At 46.2% G+C, this 18,197-nt stretch carries 17 protein-coding genes; 11 read left to right on the top strand and 6 right to left on the bottom strand.

Annotated features, from left to right (window positions below):
- Together QUA07_RS03320 and QUA07_RS03315 are read left to right on the top strand one after the other, a co-directional pair.
- On the top strand, positions 1 to 2,545 hold a 2,545-nt coding region (locus QUA07_RS03320; protein WP_333322687.1), incomplete at its 5' end, for an Ig-like domain-containing protein.
- Between the two features lie 313 nt (positions 2,546 to 2,858).
- Positions 2,859 to 7,430, top strand: coding sequence for a choice-of-anchor Y domain-containing protein (locus tag QUA07_RS03315; RefSeq protein ID WP_333322683.1), 4,572 nt, complete (start codon positions 2,859 to 2,861; stop codon positions 7,428 to 7,430).
- Between the two features lie 386 nt (positions 7,431 to 7,816).
- Here QUA07_RS03315 and QUA07_RS03310 read toward each other — a convergent pair whose 3' ends face one another.
- Positions 7,817 to 9,433 (bottom strand): Ppx/GppA phosphatase family protein, encoded by a 1,617-nt coding sequence (locus QUA07_RS03310; RefSeq protein ID WP_333322679.1) that lies wholly within the window; start codon positions 9,431 to 9,433, stop codon positions 7,817 to 7,819.
- 95 nt (positions 9,434 to 9,528) lie between these two features.
- Between QUA07_RS03310 and QUA07_RS03305 the strand changes: the two genes are divergently transcribed.
- From QUA07_RS03305 to QUA07_RS03295, 3 genes are all read left to right on the top strand, one after another.
- A complete protein-coding gene (locus tag QUA07_RS03305) occupies positions 9,529 to 10,413 on the top strand; it encodes a 4-hydroxybenzoate solanesyltransferase (protein ID WP_333322677.1) in 885 nt (294 codons plus the stop codon).
- 184 nt (positions 10,414 to 10,597) lie between these two features.
- Positions 10,598 to 10,972 (top strand): hypothetical protein, encoded by a 375-nt coding sequence (locus QUA07_RS03300; protein ID WP_333322675.1) that lies wholly within the window; start codon positions 10,598 to 10,600, stop codon positions 10,970 to 10,972.
- 279 nt (positions 10,973 to 11,251) lie between these two features.
- Positions 11,252 to 11,437, top strand: coding sequence for a hypothetical protein (locus QUA07_RS03295; RefSeq protein WP_333322673.1), 186 nt, complete (start codon positions 11,252 to 11,254; stop codon positions 11,435 to 11,437).
- 34 nt (positions 11,438 to 11,471) lie between these two features.
- Here QUA07_RS03295 and QUA07_RS03290 read toward each other — a convergent pair whose 3' ends face one another.
- On the bottom strand, positions 11,472 to 11,894 hold the full coding sequence (locus QUA07_RS03290) for a tetratricopeptide repeat protein (protein WP_333322671.1): 423 nt from the start codon (positions 11,892 to 11,894) through the stop codon (positions 11,472 to 11,474).
- Positions 11,895 to 11,911: 17 nt separating this feature from the next.
- Here QUA07_RS03290 and QUA07_RS03285 point away from each other — a divergent pair, with 17 nt between their 5' ends.
- The 3 genes from QUA07_RS03285 (at position 11,912) to QUA07_RS03275 (ending at position 13,090) form a co-directional block, all read left to right on the top strand.
- Positions 11,912 to 12,193 (top strand): hypothetical protein, encoded by a 282-nt coding sequence (locus QUA07_RS03285; protein ID WP_333322669.1) that lies wholly within the window; start codon positions 11,912 to 11,914, stop codon positions 12,191 to 12,193.
- A gap of 391 nt (positions 12,194 to 12,584) precedes the next feature.
- A complete protein-coding gene (locus tag QUA07_RS03280) occupies positions 12,585 to 12,806 on the top strand; it encodes a hypothetical protein (protein WP_333322667.1) in 222 nt (73 codons plus the stop codon).
- Positions 12,764 to 13,090 carry a type II toxin-antitoxin system PemK/MazF family toxin gene (locus QUA07_RS03275; RefSeq protein ID WP_333322665.1) on the top strand — a complete coding sequence of 109 codons (327 nt, stop codon included), beginning with the start codon at positions 12,764 to 12,766 and terminating at the stop codon, positions 13,088 to 13,090. The genes QUA07_RS03280 and QUA07_RS03275 overlap by 43 nt, the downstream gene beginning before the upstream one ends.
- 269 nt (positions 13,091 to 13,359) lie before the next feature.
- Here the strand turns inward: QUA07_RS03275 and QUA07_RS03270 are convergent, their stop codons facing one another.
- The 3 genes from QUA07_RS03270 to QUA07_RS03260 form a co-directional block, all read right to left on the bottom strand.
- The gene (locus tag QUA07_RS03270) at positions 13,360 to 13,638 is read right to left on the bottom strand and encodes a type II toxin-antitoxin system PemK/MazF family toxin (protein WP_333322663.1); all 279 of its coding nucleotides are present in this window, start codon (positions 13,636 to 13,638) and stop codon (positions 13,360 to 13,362) included.
- On the bottom strand, positions 13,625 to 13,834 hold the full coding sequence (locus QUA07_RS03265; RefSeq protein WP_333322661.1) for a toxin-antitoxin system, antitoxin component, Xre family protein: 210 nt from the start codon (positions 13,832 to 13,834) through the stop codon (positions 13,625 to 13,627). The genes QUA07_RS03270 and QUA07_RS03265 overlap by 14 nt, the downstream gene beginning before the upstream one ends.
- Before the next feature lie 138 nt (positions 13,835 to 13,972).
- On the bottom strand, positions 13,973 to 14,134 hold the full coding sequence (locus QUA07_RS03260; RefSeq protein ID WP_333322659.1) for a hypothetical protein: 162 nt from the start codon (positions 14,132 to 14,134) through the stop codon (positions 13,973 to 13,975).
- A gap of 140 nt (positions 14,135 to 14,274) precedes the next feature.
- Between QUA07_RS03260 and QUA07_RS03255 the strand changes: the two genes are divergently transcribed.
- The 3 genes from QUA07_RS03255 to QUA07_RS03245 all read left to right on the top strand — a co-directional run bounded on the left by QUA07_RS03255 (position 14,275) and on the right by QUA07_RS03245 (position 16,778).
- A complete protein-coding gene (locus tag QUA07_RS03255) occupies positions 14,275 to 14,772 on the top strand; it encodes a TIGR00725 family protein (RefSeq protein ID WP_333322657.1) in 498 nt (165 codons plus the stop codon).
- 8 nt (positions 14,773 to 14,780) lie between these two features.
- Positions 14,781 to 15,302 carry a hypothetical protein gene (locus QUA07_RS03250; protein ID WP_333322655.1) on the top strand — a complete coding sequence of 174 codons (522 nt, stop codon included), beginning with the start codon at positions 14,781 to 14,783 and terminating at the stop codon, positions 15,300 to 15,302.
- A 288-nt stretch (positions 15,303 to 15,590) separates the two neighbouring features.
- A complete protein-coding gene (locus tag QUA07_RS03245; RefSeq protein ID WP_333322653.1) occupies positions 15,591 to 16,778 on the top strand; it encodes a TPM domain-containing protein in 1,188 nt (395 codons plus the stop codon).
- 109 nt (positions 16,779 to 16,887) lie between these two features.
- Here QUA07_RS03245 and wecB read toward each other — a convergent pair whose 3' ends face one another.
- Positions 16,888 to 18,000: a non-hydrolyzing UDP-N-acetylglucosamine 2-epimerase gene (gene wecB / locus QUA07_RS03240; protein ID WP_333322651.1), complete on the bottom strand. Its 1,113-nt coding sequence runs from the start codon at positions 17,998 to 18,000 to the stop codon at positions 16,888 to 16,890.
- Positions 18,001 to 18,197 lie beyond the last annotated feature (197 nt).

Genomic DNA, 18,197 nt, shown 5'->3' with positions numbered 1-18,197 from the left:
TGATACCTTCACATACAACGTTAGCGACGGGGCTGCGACTGTCCCCGCCACGGTGAACATCAACGTTACTAATAATCCGCCGCAGCCGCAGCCGGATACCTATAGCACCAGTGCCGGAAAAGCCCTCAGCGTAACAGTGCCGGGAGTTTTAGCCAACGACTCCGACGTAGATTTAGACACGCTGACTGCTGTGGTGGCCGCAAATCCGACGCAAGGGTCGATCGCCCTCAACAAAGACGGTTCTTTCACTTATACTCCTAACGCAGGCTTTTCTGGAACAGACACCTTTACCTACACAGTCAGCGACGGAATAATTAGCTCTGAACCGGCTACCGTGACTGTCAGCGTCAACAATAACCCGCCTGTGGCGAATTCTGACAGCTATACTACTGCTTTTAATACGGGTCTCAACGTGACGGGTTTGGGAGTCTTAATCAACGATACAGACCCGGAAAATGACCCGCTGACTGCGATTTTGGTGGCAAATCCGACTCAAGGGTCGATCGTCCTCAACCAAGACGGTTCCTTCAGTTACACTCCGAATGCTGGTTTTGCAGGGACAGACTCTTTTACCTACAAAGCTAATGACGGGAAAGCTGATTCTGCGATCGTCACGGGAAGCATTATTGTAAATACCCCTCCAACTCCGACTCCCACCGGAACTCCGACTCCCACCGGAACTCCGACTCCCACCGGAACTCCGACTCCCACCGGAACTCCAACTCCGACACCTACGGAAACTCCAACTCCGACTCCCACGGAAACTCCAACTCCGACTCCCACGGAAACTCCAACTCCGACGGGAACTCCGACTCCGACTCCGACGGGAACTCCGACTCCGACTCCCACGGAAACTCCGACTCCCACGGAAACTCCGACTCCGACTCCGACGGGAACTCCGACTCCGACTCCCACGGAAACTCCGACTCCTACGGAAACTCCGACTCCGACTCCGACTCCGACTCCGACTCCGACTCCGACGGGAACTCCGACTCCGACTCCGACTCCGACGGGAACTCCGACTCCGACTCCCACGGAAACTCCAGCGCCAACGGAAACTCCGACTCCGACTCCGACTCCGACTCCGATTCCGACTCCGACGGGAACTCCGACTCCGACTCCGACGGGAACTCCGACTCCGACTCCGACGGGAACTCCGACTCCGACGGGAACTCCGACTCCGACTCCGACGGAAACTCCGACGGAAACTCCGACTCCGACGGAAACTCCGACTCCGACTCCGACGGGAACTCCGACTCCGACTCCGACTCCGACGGGAACTCCAACGCCAACGGAAACTCCAACGCCAACGGAAACTCCGACTCCGACGGGAACTCCGACTCCGACGGGAACTCCAACGCCAACGGGAACTCCAACGCCAACGGAAATTCCGACTCCGACTCCCACGGGAACTCCAACGCCAACGGAAATTCCGACTCCAACTCCCACGGGAACTCCGACTCCAACTCCAGACGATTGCATTTGCGAACAAATTACCCTACCCGCGATCAGTTCGATTCCCGGCCCGAATTCTGTCGATCGCACTTTCAATGGCACTGACGGCGACGACTTCCTCATCGGCAGCAATCTCAACGACGTTATCAGCGGTTTCAACGGCGACGACGTTCTGCTGGGCGAAAGGGGCAACGACAATATTTACGGGGGACTGCCCAGCAATATCCCCCTTGGCCCGAATGCAGACAAAGACTTGCTGTTTGGCGGCAATGGCAATGATTACCTCAACGGCGCCGGCGGCGACGATCGCATTTTCGGGGGTAAGGGCAATGATGTGGCGATCGGCGGCAAAGACGATGACTTGATTTGGGGCGACAAAGGCAATGACACTCTGGTTGGGGCTGAGGGTAATGACTGCTTGTTTGGAGGCAGTTTTGACCCGTCTAGCCCTGACTCGACTGGACGCGATTTGCTGTTTGGCGGTGCTGGCAACGACTTCTTGAACGGGGGAGATGCTGCCGATACTCTAAGCGGCGGCGAGGGCAATGATACGGTTTACGGCGGCAAGGGCAATGACGTTGTGGTGGGGGGTACTGGCAACGATCGGCTGTTGGGCGATCGCGGCAGTGATAGCATTTGTGGCGGCGATGGGGAAGATACTATTTTAGGAGACAGTGCGATCGACTTTAACGCCGATCCAGATTCCTTGTGCGGCGGTGCTGGCAACGATCTGATGTTTGGCAACGGCGGTAGTGACAAACTATGGGGCGGTGCTGGCAACGATACTCTCTACGGCGGTCAAGGCGACGATTGTCTGATTGGGGGTTTGGGCAATGATATTCTCAGCGGCGACATTGGGCGCGATCGCTTTGTTTTAACAGCAGGTGAAGGCAGCGATATAATTACTGATTTCACAAAAGGTGAAGATTTGCTGGTGTTAGCGGGCGGTCTAACTTTTGGTCAACTTAGTATTACCCAAAACGCTAATGCAGCTTTCATCAGGATTGGTGAGAACGGTCTACTTTTGGCTGCTTTGAATGGAGTGCAAGCTAGTGCGATCGGTGTGAATGATTTTACCATCTTCGGGTAAGCACAAATTAATTAACTAAGGTGCGTACTCCGCATCTTAGTTAATTATGTAGAGTGTGCAACGCGCTGCTTACCGCTATGAGTAGTGTATCAAATCACTTTTTGCGTCCGGGAGTGCGATCGACAATAATCCAAGCTTTTGCTTGACACTGCTCAGCACTCCAGATATTATTTTAGTAATAAAAATGACTTAAACGAGCTACTATACCGAAAAAATACTGACAGTGTATTTACGTAAGTAAAAAATTTAATGTAAAAAAAACGACATTAGTTGATAGCTAATAGATAATCATCTCAAATTTAGGTGCATCTATATGGGACAGATAATTATTAACGAATTCCGGCGGAACGGGCAATTCCAGGGGAATGAGTATGTGGAACTGCTGTTGACCGAAGATCTAACAACAGCTCAAATTCAAAGTTTTTTTGTAGGCGATTCAAGCAGTGCAACAGCACAGAAATTTTCTGCTTATCAGTTCAGGAACATGGCGAGTATTGCTCCTGTTTTCAAGGCTGGAACAATAATTGCGATCGGCGGTTCAGATGTCATTCCTACTAATGATATTACCTACAACCCGGTAGCCGGCGGAAATGATGCTGATTGGAACATTCAATTGCTGATAAATAACGGTGCGGGCGGTACTTATCTCAATAATGTCTTAGTCGGAACTAACGCTTTTGGTGGGGATTTGGCAGCCTCAGATATTGTTTGGGTAGATACTAGCAGTACGGGAATTACTTCTGTTGATTCCCTCGCGTGGCCGACGACTGGATTAGGGGTATTTGGCAGCGCAGCTAAGGTGCAAATTTCAGCACCAATCAACGGGGCTAATGTCGAGTTTTTGAGCGATATTGGCGGCATCAACAGAACTGCTAGTTATGCTATAAATAGTCCCGGCTCCTTGGGTTTGCCCAACGGCGGAATTAACACTATTTATATTAACACTCTCCGCAACCGGGAGGTTAACATTGCTCCGACTTGGGCAGATCCTAATGTTAATCCGCCGATCGCAATTAATGAAGATATACCCAGCGCAGCTAACACAGGCTTTAGTATTTTTAACCTCACTAGCGAGTTAGGAAGTGACGCTAATGGCGATCCTTTGGGTGTTGCAGTCACCGCTGCAGACAATACTAACGGAAATTGGCAATTTTCAACAGATGGCAATACTTGGACAAATTTCGGCCCAGTGTCGGAAAGTTCAGCCACCGTGCTCGGCCCGACTCGTCTTTATAATGGCTTACTTGGTAACACTCCCAGTGCTCAAAATTGGCTGTCTTTGACTAACTTAAATCTTCTTTCTCCTGCCACTAAAGCTTCAGAAATATTTAGCGGTAATGGAGTTAATTTAAACAGCACTGCTGCCAATAGCATCTATGCTGGCTATACAAAGAATCTTTTAAATTCGTCATTTCCACCGCTCGATCGCACTACAGGCTTTAGCTTGTCTTTTAATCTCCAAATTATCTCGGAATCCCGCACTAATCAAAATCGGGCGGGTTTTAGCATTGTTGCCGTTACTAGCGATCGCAAAGCCATTGAAATCGGTTTTCAGCAGCTATCTGCAACTTCTGGCAATATCTTTGCACAAGGCGACGGCATTACTCCCAACCCAGGCGGACAAACCAACGGCTTATTTGTTGCAGCAGAGAATGTTGCTTATAACACCAATATTGCTACTAACTACACTCTCAGAGTTCAAGGTGACAATTACTTTCTTTCCAATGGCAGCGCTATCATACTAGCCGGCCCGCTGCGCGATTATTCAGGATTTAGCGGCTTGATAGATCCTTACGAAAATCCTAATTTTCTATTCCTCGGTGACGACACAACCTCGGCGCAAGCTAACATCAACCTGACGCGGGTATCCCTGCAAACGCCTGCGAAAGTTCGGTTTGTACCCAACCAAGACTATTACAGTACCCCAGGAAGCGAACCAAAAATTAGTTTTCGGGCGTGGGATGGAAGTAACGGAGTGGGTAACGGTACTGCGGGCGTCAATGCTTCTGTTACCGGGGGAACAACGCCGTTTAGCACTAATAGTTTAACAAGTTCGATCGCAGTTAATCCCGTCAACGATGCACCTTCGTTTGTCAAAGGAGGCGATCGCACTCTCAGCAGCAATTCGGGGCCACAAACCATCCCCGGATGGGCGACTGCGATTTCTCCAGGCCCTGCCAACGAATCGGGACAAACTGTGGCTTTTCAAGTCGTAGGGAATGATAATGCTGCTTTGTTTAGTGTACAACCTGCGATCGACTCGGTGGGGACGCTAACCTTTACACCGGTGCCGGGGGCGATCGGCAGTGCTAATATCACTCTAAACCTGAGAGATAATGGCGGTATAGAGAACGAAGGGCTCGATACTTCTGACACCCAAGCGTTCATTATCAATCTCACCAATCCAGGCACATTTAACTTTAGTGCCGCAAATTACAGCGTTAATGAAAACGGTCAATTTGCCACAATTACTGTTACTCGCACTGATGCTACTAATGTGGCTGCTGTCAGTTACAGTACAAGTAATGGCACTGCTAATGCTGGCAGCGACTATAACCAGACATCGGGAACATTAAATTTTGGCATTGGCGAAACTACTCAAACTTTCACGATTCCAATTGTTGATGATGCGGCAATAGAAGAGGATGAAACTGTTAATTTAACTCTGAACAATCCCACTAACGGAGCTGATTTAGGAGGGATTTATAGTGCTGTTTTGACTATTGTAGATACAACTCCAACTCCGACTCCGATACCTGCTGAAACTCCGACGCCAACTCCGACTCCGACGCCTGCTGAAACTCCGACGCCAACTCCGACTCCGACGCCTGCTGAAACTCCGATACCTGCTGAAACTCCGACGCCAATCCCGACTCCGACGCCTGCGGAAACTCCAATTCCGACAGCGACACCTGCGGAAACTCCGACGCCAACTCCAACTCCGACACCTGCGGAAACTCCAATTCCGACAGCGACACCTGCGGAAACTCCGACGCCAACTCCAACTCCGACGCCAATTCCTGCGGAAATTCCAACTCCGACGCCAATTCCCACACCGACGCCGACGCTTGCGGAAACTCCAATTCCGACAGCGACTCCGACGCCTGCGGAAACTCTAATTCCGACAGCGACGCCAATTCCGACTCCGACGCCGACACCTGCGGAAACTCCGACGCCAACTCCAACTCCGACGACTGCGGAAACTCCAATTCCGACAGCGACACCTGCGGAAACTCCGACGCCAACTCCAACTCCGACGCCAATTCCGACACCGACGCCGACGCCTGCGGAAACTCCACTTCCGACGCCAATTCCTGCGGAAACTCCGACACCAATTCCGACGCCAATTCCGACACCAATTCCGACACCTGCGGAAACTCCAACTCCGACACCAATTCCGACACCTGCGGAAACTCCAACTCCGACACCAATTCCGACACCAATTCCGACGCCAATTCCTGCGGAAACTCCGACACCAATTCCGACACCAATTCCGACGCCAATTCCGACTGCGACACCAATTCCGACACCAATTCCGACACCTGCGGAAACTCCAATTCCGACACCAATTCCGACACCAATTCCGACGCCAATTCCGATATCTACGGAAACTCCGACACCAATTCCAACGCCAATTCCGACTGCGACACCAATTCCGACGGCTATACCTGGGGAAACGCCGATCGCCAATCAGAATTCGATCGCCCCAAACACATCTCCAACAAGCGAAACCCCCACACCTGCGCTAATTCCTGCTGCTTCGGAAGAGTGTATGTGCGATCGAATCACTTTACCAGATCGCACTTCCATTCCCGGCCCGAATATCCCTGAAAATACCCTCAACGGTACTGACGGTAAAGATACTCTAACCGGCAGCGATATTAATGACATAATCAACGGTTTCAACGGCAGCGACTGGCTAAATGGCTTATTCGGCAACGACAATATTTACGGTGGCCTTGCTAGCCCAGTTACTGTTGGCGCGGATGCAGACAGCGACACTATATTTGGCAACGAAAATAACGACTATCTTGTCGGCCACGCTGGGAATGACATTATTTATGCGGGTAAAGATCATGATGTGGCGATCGCAGGCAAAGATAATGACGTAGTTTGGGGCGACAAAGGCAACGATACCCTACTTGGCGATGAAGGTAATGACAGTTTATTTGGTGGCACTTCTGATGCGTCTGACGGTGACTTGACAGGAAAAGATTTGCTTTTTGGCAATAACGGCAACGACGTTTTATACGGACAAGAAAGCGAAGATACTCTTGCTGGGGGCGAAGACAATGATACCTTACACGGCGGCAAAGATAACGATATAATTTGCGGCGATTCTGGCAATGATTTGCTGTTTGGGGATTTGGGAAATGACAGCATCTGCGGTGGCGATGGCGAGGATACAATTTTCGGAGATATTGACAATATCGCGACGGATGCTAGCAATCAAAAAGATTATTTGTGCGGTGGTAGCGGCAATGATTTAATTTTTGGTAATCAAGATGCCGATCAATTGTGCGGCGGTGACGGTAGCGATACTCTGTACGGGGGTAAGGGTGATGATACTTTGATTGGGGGAATTGGCGACGACTGGTTGATGGGAGACTTCGGAAACGATACGCTGCAAGGGGGAAGCGGGCGGGATTACTTTTTCTTGGCTGCGGGAAAAGGCCGCGATGTAGTCGCTGATTTTAGGCAAGGTGAAGATTTATTAATTTTAACGGGAGGGTTAACGGTCGATCGACTCAGCATAGTTGAAGAAAACACCACAACTTTTATCAAAATTGCCAACACAGATCAAATCTTAGCTAGCCTCAACGGCGTATCAGCTAATCTCATCACTCAACAGGATTTTACAGTAATTGGGCTACCTGGTTTGTAGATAATATCTAATCCGGTTGTATCAGAATGATGGCTAATATCATGTAGGATCGATTAACCATAATATCCCGGTCGGGGCGGTTTTTTGAGATTGTCAATTATTTGCAGGTATTGTTGGTGAAGCCGCCCCTACAAAAATCGCGATCGCTCGACCGGACATGATATGAGACACTACTTAAATCTTTCGTATAGCGTCAGCAAATAGTCATATCGCATTGATTTATCCTCTCTAAAATTAATCCACCCTGCCTTCTGAAGGCAGGCTAGGGCGATCGCGAGGAGTATGGAGTCAAACACAATATTGGTACTAGACTTAGGGTTAAGTTGAAACTGTAGGGTGCGTACTTCGCACCCTACAGTCTCTCGTTTCCAGGCTCGGCTTTGTATTTAAACCGGAACCAGATTCGGTTCCAAAGTTGCCACTAATTTGAGATTGTACTCATATTCAAAACACGGCTTTTTATAATCCAAACTCCACATTTCTAGAGCGCAATTGTCTTCGCGATTGAGCGGTTGTAGGCGCAAGTGAAACTCTCTCACTTCTGGGCGATATTCGCATTTAAAATCATAAATTGCGCCAATCTGCCGCCTGTCTAAAGCCACAGCTAACCGCAGAAAAGGATGCAATTTACTGACGAGTTCCCGGTATTTTTTCGGAAGCATAATAAAATTTTCGTGCTTCTTTTTAGGAGGATTTTTCCGATGATAGCGAGCTAAATTGGCAATGACTTCAATCTCTGTTTCAGTGTAGCCCAATAACTCACCATTGCGAATTAAATAGTAAGAATGCTTGTGGTGCGCTGAATGGCTGACGTATAAACCGCAGTTGTGTAGAATTGCCGCCGCCCACAGCAGCTCGCGTTCTTCGCTTCCCCAGTTGTGTAGAATTCCTTGAGTTTGGTCGAAGAAATTGAGAGTAAATGCTGCAGTTCTTTCGCTTTGTTCTAAATTGACTTGATATTTGTTAGCCATGTGGAGAATGCTACGCTGGCGGATTGAACCTTGATAGCGTAAGCGGTTTTCAATTAAACCGTGCGCCAGCATCCAGTCAACAATTACGCCTTCTCTCAGAGACCGATCGCAAACAGTGAGCGATTCAATTCCTAATAGTATCATAGCTTCCTGCAAAATCAAAGCGCCTGCCAGAATAATTTCGGCCCGCTTGTCCGACATTCCCGGAATTGCCAACCTTTCGGCATAAGAAAGTTTGCGAAAGCGATTGACTAAATCGCGCAAATCTTTTAAACTTAACTGATATCCGGCTAGGGGACTCGGCACTGTTCCCAACTTTTCGCGAGCGTTAATTGTGGCCAGAGTTTCGATGGTTCCAGCAGTGCCAATCAAGCGCAAAGGTTCGCCAGCATGGAATTGGGAGCGCAATTCGTCGATCGGTCTTTCCAGCGAAATCCGAATATAAGCTTGCAAATAAGCAAACTCCTCCTTGCTAATCGGGTCAGTTTTGACAAATTGTCCTGTTAGGCGAACAGCACCAATTTTTGTACTGGTGAGACAGCGAGGTTCTGAACTATCTCCTAAAATCAACTCAGTAGAACCGCCTCCAATATCAATAATCACCTGGGACTGATTGTTAAACTCCATTCCCGAAAGTACGCCGAGATAAATTCTCCGCGCTTCTTCCTGACCGGAAATTAAACTCACATTCAGGTCTAATTCTTCAGCAACTTGTTGGAGAAAATCCCGCCCGTTAGGGGCTTCCCGAACCGCACTCGTAGCTACAGCAATAATTTGTTCGACATTGAAAGTTTTAGCAATATCTTGAAAACGGCGCAGAGTGGCAAGAGCCCTTTCCATAACCTCGGACTTCAAGCGCCCTGTCTTAACCTCACAATCGCCCAACCGAACCGTATCTTTTTCTCTAGCAATAATCGTAAACGCGGGAAATTTCGGATCGATCCGCGCCACCACCATGTGAAACGAGTTAGTACCCATATCAATAGCAGCAATAATGCGATTTGACTCCGCAGAAGCAAGTGAATTAACCATTGGAGTGTATCGGGGTTGACAGATATTTTTAATTATTCCATGAATTTACTGAGTCATCGGCTTAAAATATTAAAAATCTCCAATCTAAAATTAAAATGCTTACAGAGCCCGATCGCCAACCCGAATCCACATTGCTAACCGTCGTAAGGCTTTTGAGATGGGACAAACCAGCAGGAAGGCTCATTTTAATGATTCCAGCCCTCTGGGCCGTCTTTTTAGCAGCAGACGGGAGGCCGCCCGCAGCATTGGTGGGTGTGATTGTGTTGGGTACCTTAGCCACGAGTGCGGCTGGATGCGTCATCAACGACTTGTGGGATCGCGATATCGATCCCGAAGTAGAAAGAACGCGATCGCGCCCCCTAGCATCCCGCGCCCTCACCGTGCAAACTGGAATAGGAGTTGCTTTAATTTCCTTTGCTTGTGCGGCAATTCTCGCTTTTTATCTCAATCCTTTAAGCTTCTGGCTATGCGTCGCCGCCGTACCAGTAATTATCTGCTATCCGCTGGCCAAAAGATTCTTTCCAGTGCCGCAATTAGTGCTATCAATTGCCTGGGGTTTTGCAGTTTTAATTAGTTGGACTGCGGCGGTTGACGAATTAGAATTAGCGACTTGGCTGCTGTGGGGTGCAGTCGTTTTTTGGACGATGGGATTTGATACAGTTTATGCGATGAGTGATCGGGAAGACGATTTGCGTTTGGGGGTGAATTCCAGCGCGATATTTTTCGGGGATAATGCCGCTAATGCTGTGGGTTTTTTCTTTGTTGGCACTGTCGGTTTGTTAGCAGCAATGGGAATTAATCTGCATTTGCATATTGGTTTTTGGATGGCAATTTGTGCGGCGGCGATTTTGTGGCTTTTGCAATATACTCAACTCCGAAAAGCGGATATACCTAAGCCAATTTATGGTCAAATCTTTCGCCAAAATGTTTGGGTGGGGTTTGTCATATTGGCGGGGATGATTGTTGGGGAGATTTTTTAGACTCCGCCTAGGTGGGTGGAGGATGATTTCTTCCCACCCGGAAATTTTTTCTTCTACTAATTTGATTGCTTTTTCTAGATTATTTTATTTTGGCTAAAGGCGATTAGTAGTTGGTGTCGAGGCAGTTAGTGTCATAATTATATCAGTATATCAAACTGTTAATGTCAGCGAATGAGGTATAATTATGAGCCTGCTTTCACACTTTACTGGAACAATCAAGGATAAGCCAGTAAAATCTGTGAATCAGTGGCAAATTATAGCAATCTCACTGCTACTAACTTGCATCTTAAACGGTTTAGCGCGAGAAACACCAGAACATTTTTCAGCAGCATCTCCTGTTATCTCCGAACCAGTTAACCAGCAAGTTTCCGAAATTGCTAATCTTGTCACAGTCAGAATTTTATCTGATTCTGTCTCCGGTTGCGGCGTAATTCTTCAGCGTCAAGGACAAATTTATACTGTTTTGACTAACAATCATGTGGTAGCTGATAATCAGGACAAAACTTATCAAGTATTGACAGCAGACGGACGGACGCATATTGCTAAATGGCTGCGTTAATCTCAGTTTGGTAACGTAGATTTAGCTTTAGTGCAGTTTACCACTTCTCAATCCTATCGAGTTGCGGAAATCGGAAACTCAAATAAGCTATCGGTGGGAGATGGGGTTTATGCTGCGGGTTGTCCCAATTGGCATTGGATTAATTCAGAGTCTATAGAGAAGACTCGGAATTGAGGGCTAAAATCTTTTAAGTTAACGAGTGGGAAAGTGAGAATATTGCCGGCTCAATCCCTTGAGAGTGGATACCAACTTGGTTAGACTAATGATATTGCCGAGGGTATGAGTGGCGGGCCTGTATTGGATAGTTATGGTAAGTTGGTGGGGATTAATGGTAAATCGAAATATCCTTTGGGGGGAATTGATGTGTTTAAGTGGGCGGATGGGAGTGTGCCTTCTCAGGCTGTTTTTCGGCATATGGAAGCTTTGAGTTGGGCGATTCCGATTGATATTTTCAGGAGTGGGTGAGTCATTTGAAGGCATGATTATTCTCAGTTATTCGCTACTGTTCGGATAGTTTTTTTACTTGGTTGACAGCATATTGCTCATCACTTGTTTTTCCTTGTTGCTTATACAAATCAGCGGCTTTTTGGTAATCTTCGATTGCACTCTGTTTGTCGTCAAGAGTAGATTTGAGATTACCCCGATTGTTGTAGGCATCAGCATAGTTGGGATTAAGTTGAATAGCCCGATCGTAATCTGCGATAGCCTCTTGGTTTCTCCCTAGGGCATATTTGGCATTACCCCGATTGTAGTAGGCTATAGCATGGTTAGAATCAAGCTGAATAGCCCGATCGTAATCTGCGATAGCCTCTTGGTTTCTCCCTAGGGCATATTGGGCAACACCTCGACCGAAGTAGGCTATAGCATGGTTAGAATCAAGCTTAATAGCCCGATCGTAATCTGCGATCGATTTTGTAGTCATTGCCTTTATTGCAGTTATTGAGTTTTAATGAAGCTGCTTCTCCGACGGTTTATAGAAGTACGCCGAATCCGATCCGAGTGTGTGATAATTATCAAAAATATTATCACAACAAAATGATTATTGGCAAAACTATTGGCGGACATTACTACATAATCAGCTCATTGGGTAAAGGTGGATTTGGCGAAACCTACTTAGCACAGGACGAATATCTACTCGACAAGCCCCCGCGCGTGGTTAAGAGATTCAAGCCCCAGTCCAATGATCCCTTCTTGCTGCAAGAAGCCAAACGCCTGTTTTAAAGCGAACCTTAACACCTGTACAAGTTAGGTGGCCACGATCGCATTCCGCAGCTATTCGCCCACTTCGATGAAAATCAAGAATTCTATCTCGTCCACAAGAGATTTTGCAGCGCTATATGGAATTATAGCGATCGTCCTTTCTAATAATTCAGAAAGGCTCTCGCCTATCATTCATCAATCATGGCGAGAGCCTTTCTTACATCCGCGTTAATCTGCGTCCATCTGCGGTTAAAAAAGAGCGAGATCCCTTTCTCAGCCAAATGCAGAAAGGATCTCACTCATGATTCATCAATCATGGCGAGATCCCTTATTGTTGCATTCAACTAACAAAAAATTGTCATTTCAGTCAATTGTTGCTAAAATAATTACCAAAAACTATTCTGATTAGCCAATGAGCGACATCTCTATCAGCTTGCCAGATGACTTACTCACATACGTCCATCAAAAAGCGCCCAACCCCAGTGCTTTGATAGAATCTCTCTTAAAAAAATGGCGAAAACAACAAGAAAACCAAGCTTTAGCAGAAGCTTGCAAGCTAATTGACGAATTAGATTTAGGATGGGATGAGGAATGGCAAGCTCAAGCGATTACCGACTGGGAAGCATCCCGATAGCTAGATTCGATCCCTCAGTAGGAACAGAAATACGCAAAACGCGGCCTGCGTTAGTCATTTCTGGTACGCTGTTCAACGAGCGACGCAGCAAAGTGACTGTTTTGCCATTTACATCCGCTCGTTTTCACGATCCTCGGATTTCTGCTGCTGTGATATTAGTACCCGCATCCCCACAAAATGGTTTAGATGCAGATAGTTTGCTAGTCTGTGTCGATCCCATGACTTTCGATAAAACGAGATTAGTACAACAAGTCGGCCAATTGGAATCGGAACTATTTTCCTAAAGTCAAGAGATTTTGCAGCGCTATCTGGAATTATAGCGATCGTCCTTTCTAATAATTCAGAAAGGCTCTCGCCCATCATTCATCAATCATGGCGAGATCCCTTCTTACATCCGCGTTAATCTGCGTCCATCTGCGGTAAAAAAAGAGCGATCGTCCTTAATCAGCTAGATTCAGAAGGGATCTCGCTCAACTATTACCTATAATTCCCATCAATCCCTCTTTCAAAGACTGAATATCTACATCTTGAAGCCTTCCCAATTTTTTGAGTATCAGTTGCTTCTCAATTTCAGTTGCTTCTCAATTGTCGTAATAACAGGCTTAATCATAGAAGCTTTTAAAAGCCCAGCCGATCGCCAATCTGTTATGACAATATCACAGACTTTCGGGCTACTGCTAACTTGGCTAGTTATACCCATAAGAATGCGATCGGGATATTCTGCATTATAAACGTCAGAACTAATCACAACTGCTGGACGTTTTTTATTGGTACTTTGCTCTGTAAAAGGAAACGGAACTAAAACCACATCACCAAAATTATAACTCGTCATACTCCCCGTCTTCTGGGTTATCCCAAATTTTAGCAAAAGCTGCTTCTGAGAGTTTAGTTGCAGTATAAACGAGCAGACGATCTTCACTTCGCGTTAAAAGGAAATCGATAAAATCTTCTAATAGCGTAATTTTATCGGGCGGTAAACTACGGATTTTTTCCATCAGCTTTGTTTCCGGGTTTTTGGCGACACTCATGTTATCTCTCACTTGTTAATTTTAACTTAGCCTACATTTTATACTCTCTCAATTTAATTGAATTTATTCCTTCGGTCATTCTTCTAAACCTAATTCCGCCAATTCATGTAACTCTGTCTCTTCTGCATAGACTTCCGCCTAGAGCATCGCCGATTCTTTCAACTGCTCGGTTTCTAAGGCTAATTCCCACCGTTGAATCGCTATTATAACCAATTCACTATGATTTTTCAATCCATAGTTTTGACAGTGTTCTAAAAATTTTATCTGAGATTCATCTAGTTTAAATGTTTGCTCTTTCATAGTAAAAATACTAGGAAGCTTCAGGAAGTTAGTTGTGTCAAAAACTGTTTTTATCAAGCCACTATTTATATGATAACATACATTCGTATATAGTGCAAAAAACTCGCAAGTATTAATAACACCATATTCACCCCAAAACTATGAAAAAAATCGTCATTGGCATCATGGGCCCCGGCGAAAGTGCCACATCAACAGACTTAGAAAACGCCTATCAACTCGGACAACTCATCGCCGAAGCAGGATGGATATTGCTAACTGGCGGCAGAAATGTCGGCGTCATGGATGCCGCCAACAAAGGAGCAAAATCAGCTAACGGTTTAACAGTCGGCATCCTTCCGGGGAATGACACTCGCGGCATTTCTGAAGCTGTAGATATTGCCATTGTCACCGATATGGGAAACGCCAGAAATAACATTAACATTCTTTCTTCAGACGTAATAATTGCCTGCGGTATGGGCACAGGCACAGCTTCGGAAATAGCACTCGCTCTGAAAGCTAACAAACAAGTTATATTGTTAAATCACAGCGGCGAAAGTCAACTTTTTTTTCAAGGTTTAGCACAATTTAACATCTTTGTGGTAAACAATGCTGTAGAGGCTATGAATCAAGCTCGCGAAATCCTAGTAAATTCAAGATGAAATCCAAGATGAGAGTAAGCAAATTCAATTTTTGTGCGATCGGCATTTTCCTGACTTTGGGGATTTTCGTCAGTACCAAAGCAGACGGAAGAATTGCACAGTTCAGTTTCAGCAACAAATCCACTCAAAAATTAGCACAAACCCTCCCTCCTCCTCCCCCTTTCGCACAGCCTGTTACCGAACAAGAAGCCCCACCTATTCGCAGCGAATCCGTGCCGGATCAAATAGCTTTAGCAACCCATTTGCAGACCATCAAAGCTAGAATGTACGGTGCTTACTGGTGTCCTCACTGTCACACGCAACAAGAACTTTTCGGCAAAGAAGCATTTACCGCAATTACTTACATTGAGTGCGATCCCAGAGGCAAAGATGCTCAACCGGATTTGTGCAAAGCTGCCAATATTAAAGCTTATCCCACTTGGGAAATTCGGGGAAAATATTACACGGGCAGGCAATCTTTGGAAAAACTGGCTATTTTATCCGGTTATAAAGGCAGCAGCAATTTTATGCCACCAGTTCCCTCTCCTTAAAAATATCTAAATTAGTTCGCACTCGCACTCGCCCACTAAGAAACCGGGTTTTTGAACCCAGATTAACGGTTTTCAGCAATTATTTTGGTTAAAAACCCGGTTTCTCGCCACCCCTGCCTCCAGGACTATAAATGTAAAGTGTTGATGGCGCACCTAAAATTATGATTTTTATGAACCCAACTTCTGAATAATATGAATTGACATCACCGCGAGCTGGTTATTTAATTGTAATTAGGCGGACAGATATATGTCATTTTCAGACTAGCAGTTATTCAGGAGACTGAAGCAATGCAGTTACAATTTAGCAACAAACAAATAATCTGGAGCAGTTTGCTCTGCTTTTCGGCAATTGCATTTCCCCTAACGAGCCAAGCTATAACAGTACAAGAAGTACCGAATCCCCGCCAGCTAAATAATACTTGGGTAACGGACAAGGCAAACATTCTCAGCGACAGCACCGAAACTAAACTAAATCAAATGATTTCGGATTTAGATGCGAAAAATGGTTCAGAAATCGCTGTTGTGACAGTGCCTGATACTAAACCATCTGCGACACCAAAAGCATTTGCTACAGAATTATTTAACTTTTGGGGTATTGGCAAAAAAGGTAAAAATAACGGAGTTTTATTGTTGATTTCGTCGGGTGAACGCCGCGTTCAAATTGAAACAGGTTCTGGCATTCAAAGCATTTTACCCGATGCACAGGTAGTGGGAATTATTAAAACCGAAATTACGCCCAGATTTAAACAGCAAGACTTTGACGGGGGCACATTAGCCGGGACAAAGGCGTTAGTAAATGTTTTACAAACTCCAACGGTAAATGCTCAATCTCAAACCACACTGCCTTTGGCTCCAATCGTACAATCTCAAGGGGTGAAACCGTCACCAATACCTAGTCAATCGCCAGTTATTAGCAATAGTACATCTATAGGTGAAGATTCATCGAATTTAATCTATGGCTTACTAGGGTTGTTATTCATAGCATTCATAGCATTTATACCTTGCTTCATTATCTTCAGGATATTTCGCAGCTTATTTTCTCGGATATCTCGTTACCGCCACCGCCGTTATCCGCGCAATTACAGCAGTAACCATCGCAATTACGGCAGTTACACTCCCAATTACAGCAGTAACCATCGCAATTACAGCATTAACAGTCACAACTATTACGGTGGGGCTGGCGACTACAGCAGTAACAGCATCGATTCCTGTACCAGTAGCGACTACAGCAGTCACAGTAGCAGCGATGATTGCGGTGGCTACTACAGCAGTAATAGCAGCGACTACAGTATTAGCAACAGCGACTGCGGGGGTAGCTTTGGCGGTGGCGACTCCAACGGTGGCGGTGGGGGTAGCGATTATAGCAGTAGCAGTAGCGATTATTGCGGTGGCGGCGACTACAGCAGCAGTAGCAGTAGCGACTACAGCTGTAGCAGTAGTGACTCTAGTAGTGGGGGTGGCGGTGGGGATTGGTAATTCGGGAAGGGAGGCAAAAACCGAATTTTTTTAACAGGAATTAGTCCCTCTCTGCGGGGACTTTGTTTGTTTAATTGCGGTTTCAACCGCCCAACTCGCGATGGAGTAGTTAACTAAAATACTCCTCAACAATTTTCAAAATCCGCGAAGCCGCCAAACCGTCACCAAAGGGATTAATTGCCATTGCCATTGCGTTGTATGCTTCGGAATTGCTGAGCAATTCTGCCGCTGCTGAGAAAATTGTATCAGAATTAGTACCGACAAGTTTAGCAGTACCCGCAGAAATTGCTTCGGGTCTTTCTGTGGTTTCTCGTAATACCAAAACAGGCTTGCCCAAACTAGGTGCTTCCTCTTGCAAGCCGCCGGAATCTGTTAAAATTAAATGACATCTCTGAATCGCTCCTACTAATTCTGCGTAATCTAAAGGTTCAGTTAAAAAGACTCTCGGATTGTCGCCTAAAAGAGCTTGCAAAGGTTCTCTGACTGTGGGATTTCGGTGTAGAGGTAAGAGCAAGGCTGTATCGGGAAATTTATCTAAGATTTGGAGAAATGCTTGAGCAATTCCTTGTAAGGGTTCACCCCAATTTTCGCGGCGGTGAACTGTTGCTAAGATAGTGCGATATTTGCTCCAATCTAAATTGGGAATATTGCATTCTGGTTCGCGTTTGGCGACAGAAAGCAAAGCATCGATTACTGTGTTGCCTGTACGGTGAATTTCTCCCAAAACGCCCGATCGCCCTAAATTCTCTTGGGCCAGCTCTGTCGGGGCAAAATGCAGCCTTGTGAGCTGAGATATCAACCGTCGGTTAGCCTCTTCGGGGTAAGGATTGAACACGTCGTCTGTCCGCAATCCGGCTTCTACGTGACCTACGGGTATTTTTTGGTAAAATGCAGCCAAAGCAGCGGCAAATGCTGTCGTTGTATCGCCCTGAACTAAGACGATGTGGGGCTGCAATTCTTTAAACAAGGCTTCCAAACCCTGCAAACTCCGGGATGTAATATCTGTCAAGGTTTGCTGGTGCTGCATAATTGCTAAATCCCGATCGGCTTTTAGATCGAACATTTGCATTACTTGTTCGACCATTTCTCGGTGCTGACCGGTTAAAATTACTTGGGTGTCAAAGGTTGGAGAACTTTTGAACAGTTGAATGACTGGGGCTAGTTTAATCGCTTCTGGGCGAGTTCCTAAGACGATGCAAACGCGGTGTGTGGCTTCGGGCATGGTAAAATTGGGTAGTTGAGATTTGTGAGGGTTTTAAAGGCTCAATATTTTATAGCAGGTTTGAATCTTTGGTTAATAAGATTTATTTTTTTAGGAACCGCAGAGGGCGCAGAGGGCGCAGAGGAGGGAGAAAAGATAGAGAGGAAGGGGTTTATTGAGGGTGTTATATAGTTTTATCTCGCACTGTTGGTACATTT

This window comes from Microcoleus sp. T3_A4, assembly GCF_036700465.1.
In the GTDB taxonomy this organism is placed as follows: domain Bacteria; phylum Cyanobacteriota; class Cyanobacteriia; order Cyanobacteriales; family Microcoleaceae; genus Microcoleus.
Note: the sequence above shows the minus strand (reverse complement) of the source record. Positions and strands in the feature narration are given on the sequence as shown.

Excerpts from the sequence above, each read along its gene's own strand:
- QUA07_RS03315 (WP_333322683.1), top strand. The coding sequence starts at position 2,859 with ATGGGACAGATAATTATTAACGAATTCCGGCGGAACGGGCAATTCCAG.
- QUA07_RS03310 (WP_333322679.1), bottom strand. The coding sequence starts at position 9,433 with ATGGTTAATTCACTTGCTTCTGCGGAGTCAAATCGCATTATTGCTGCT.
- QUA07_RS03305 (WP_333322677.1), top strand. The coding sequence starts at position 9,529 with ATGCTTACAGAGCCCGATCGCCAACCCGAATCCACATTGCTAACCGTC.
- QUA07_RS03300 (WP_333322675.1), top strand. The coding sequence starts at position 10,598 with ATGAGCCTGCTTTCACACTTTACTGGAACAATCAAGGATAAGCCAGTA.
- QUA07_RS03295 (WP_333322673.1), top strand. The coding sequence starts at position 11,252 with ATGAGTGGCGGGCCTGTATTGGATAGTTATGGTAAGTTGGTGGGGATT.
- QUA07_RS03290 (WP_333322671.1), bottom strand. The coding sequence starts at position 11,894 with ATGACTACAAAATCGATCGCAGATTACGATCGGGCTATTAAGCTTGAT.
- QUA07_RS03280 (WP_333322667.1), top strand. The coding sequence starts at position 12,585 with ATGAGCGACATCTCTATCAGCTTGCCAGATGACTTACTCACATACGTC.
- QUA07_RS03275 (WP_333322665.1), top strand. The coding sequence starts at position 12,764 with ATGGCAAGCTCAAGCGATTACCGACTGGGAAGCATCCCGATAGCTAGA.
- QUA07_RS03270 (WP_333322663.1), bottom strand. The coding sequence starts at position 13,638 with ATGACGAGTTATAATTTTGGTGATGTGGTTTTAGTTCCGTTTCCTTTT.
- QUA07_RS03265 (WP_333322661.1), bottom strand. The coding sequence starts at position 13,834 with ATGAGTGTCGCCAAAAACCCGGAAACAAAGCTGATGGAAAAAATCCGT.
- QUA07_RS03260 (WP_333322659.1), bottom strand. The coding sequence starts at position 14,134 with ATGAAAGAGCAAACATTTAAACTAGATGAATCTCAGATAAAATTTTTA.
- QUA07_RS03255 (WP_333322657.1), top strand. The coding sequence starts at position 14,275 with ATGAAAAAAATCGTCATTGGCATCATGGGCCCCGGCGAAAGTGCCACA.
- QUA07_RS03250 (WP_333322655.1), top strand. The coding sequence starts at position 14,781 with ATGAGAGTAAGCAAATTCAATTTTTGTGCGATCGGCATTTTCCTGACT.
- QUA07_RS03245 (WP_333322653.1), top strand. The coding sequence starts at position 15,591 with ATGCAGTTACAATTTAGCAACAAACAAATAATCTGGAGCAGTTTGCTC.
- wecB (WP_333322651.1), bottom strand. The coding sequence starts at position 18,000 with ATGCCCGAAGCCACACACCGCGTTTGCATCGTCTTAGGAACTCGCCCA.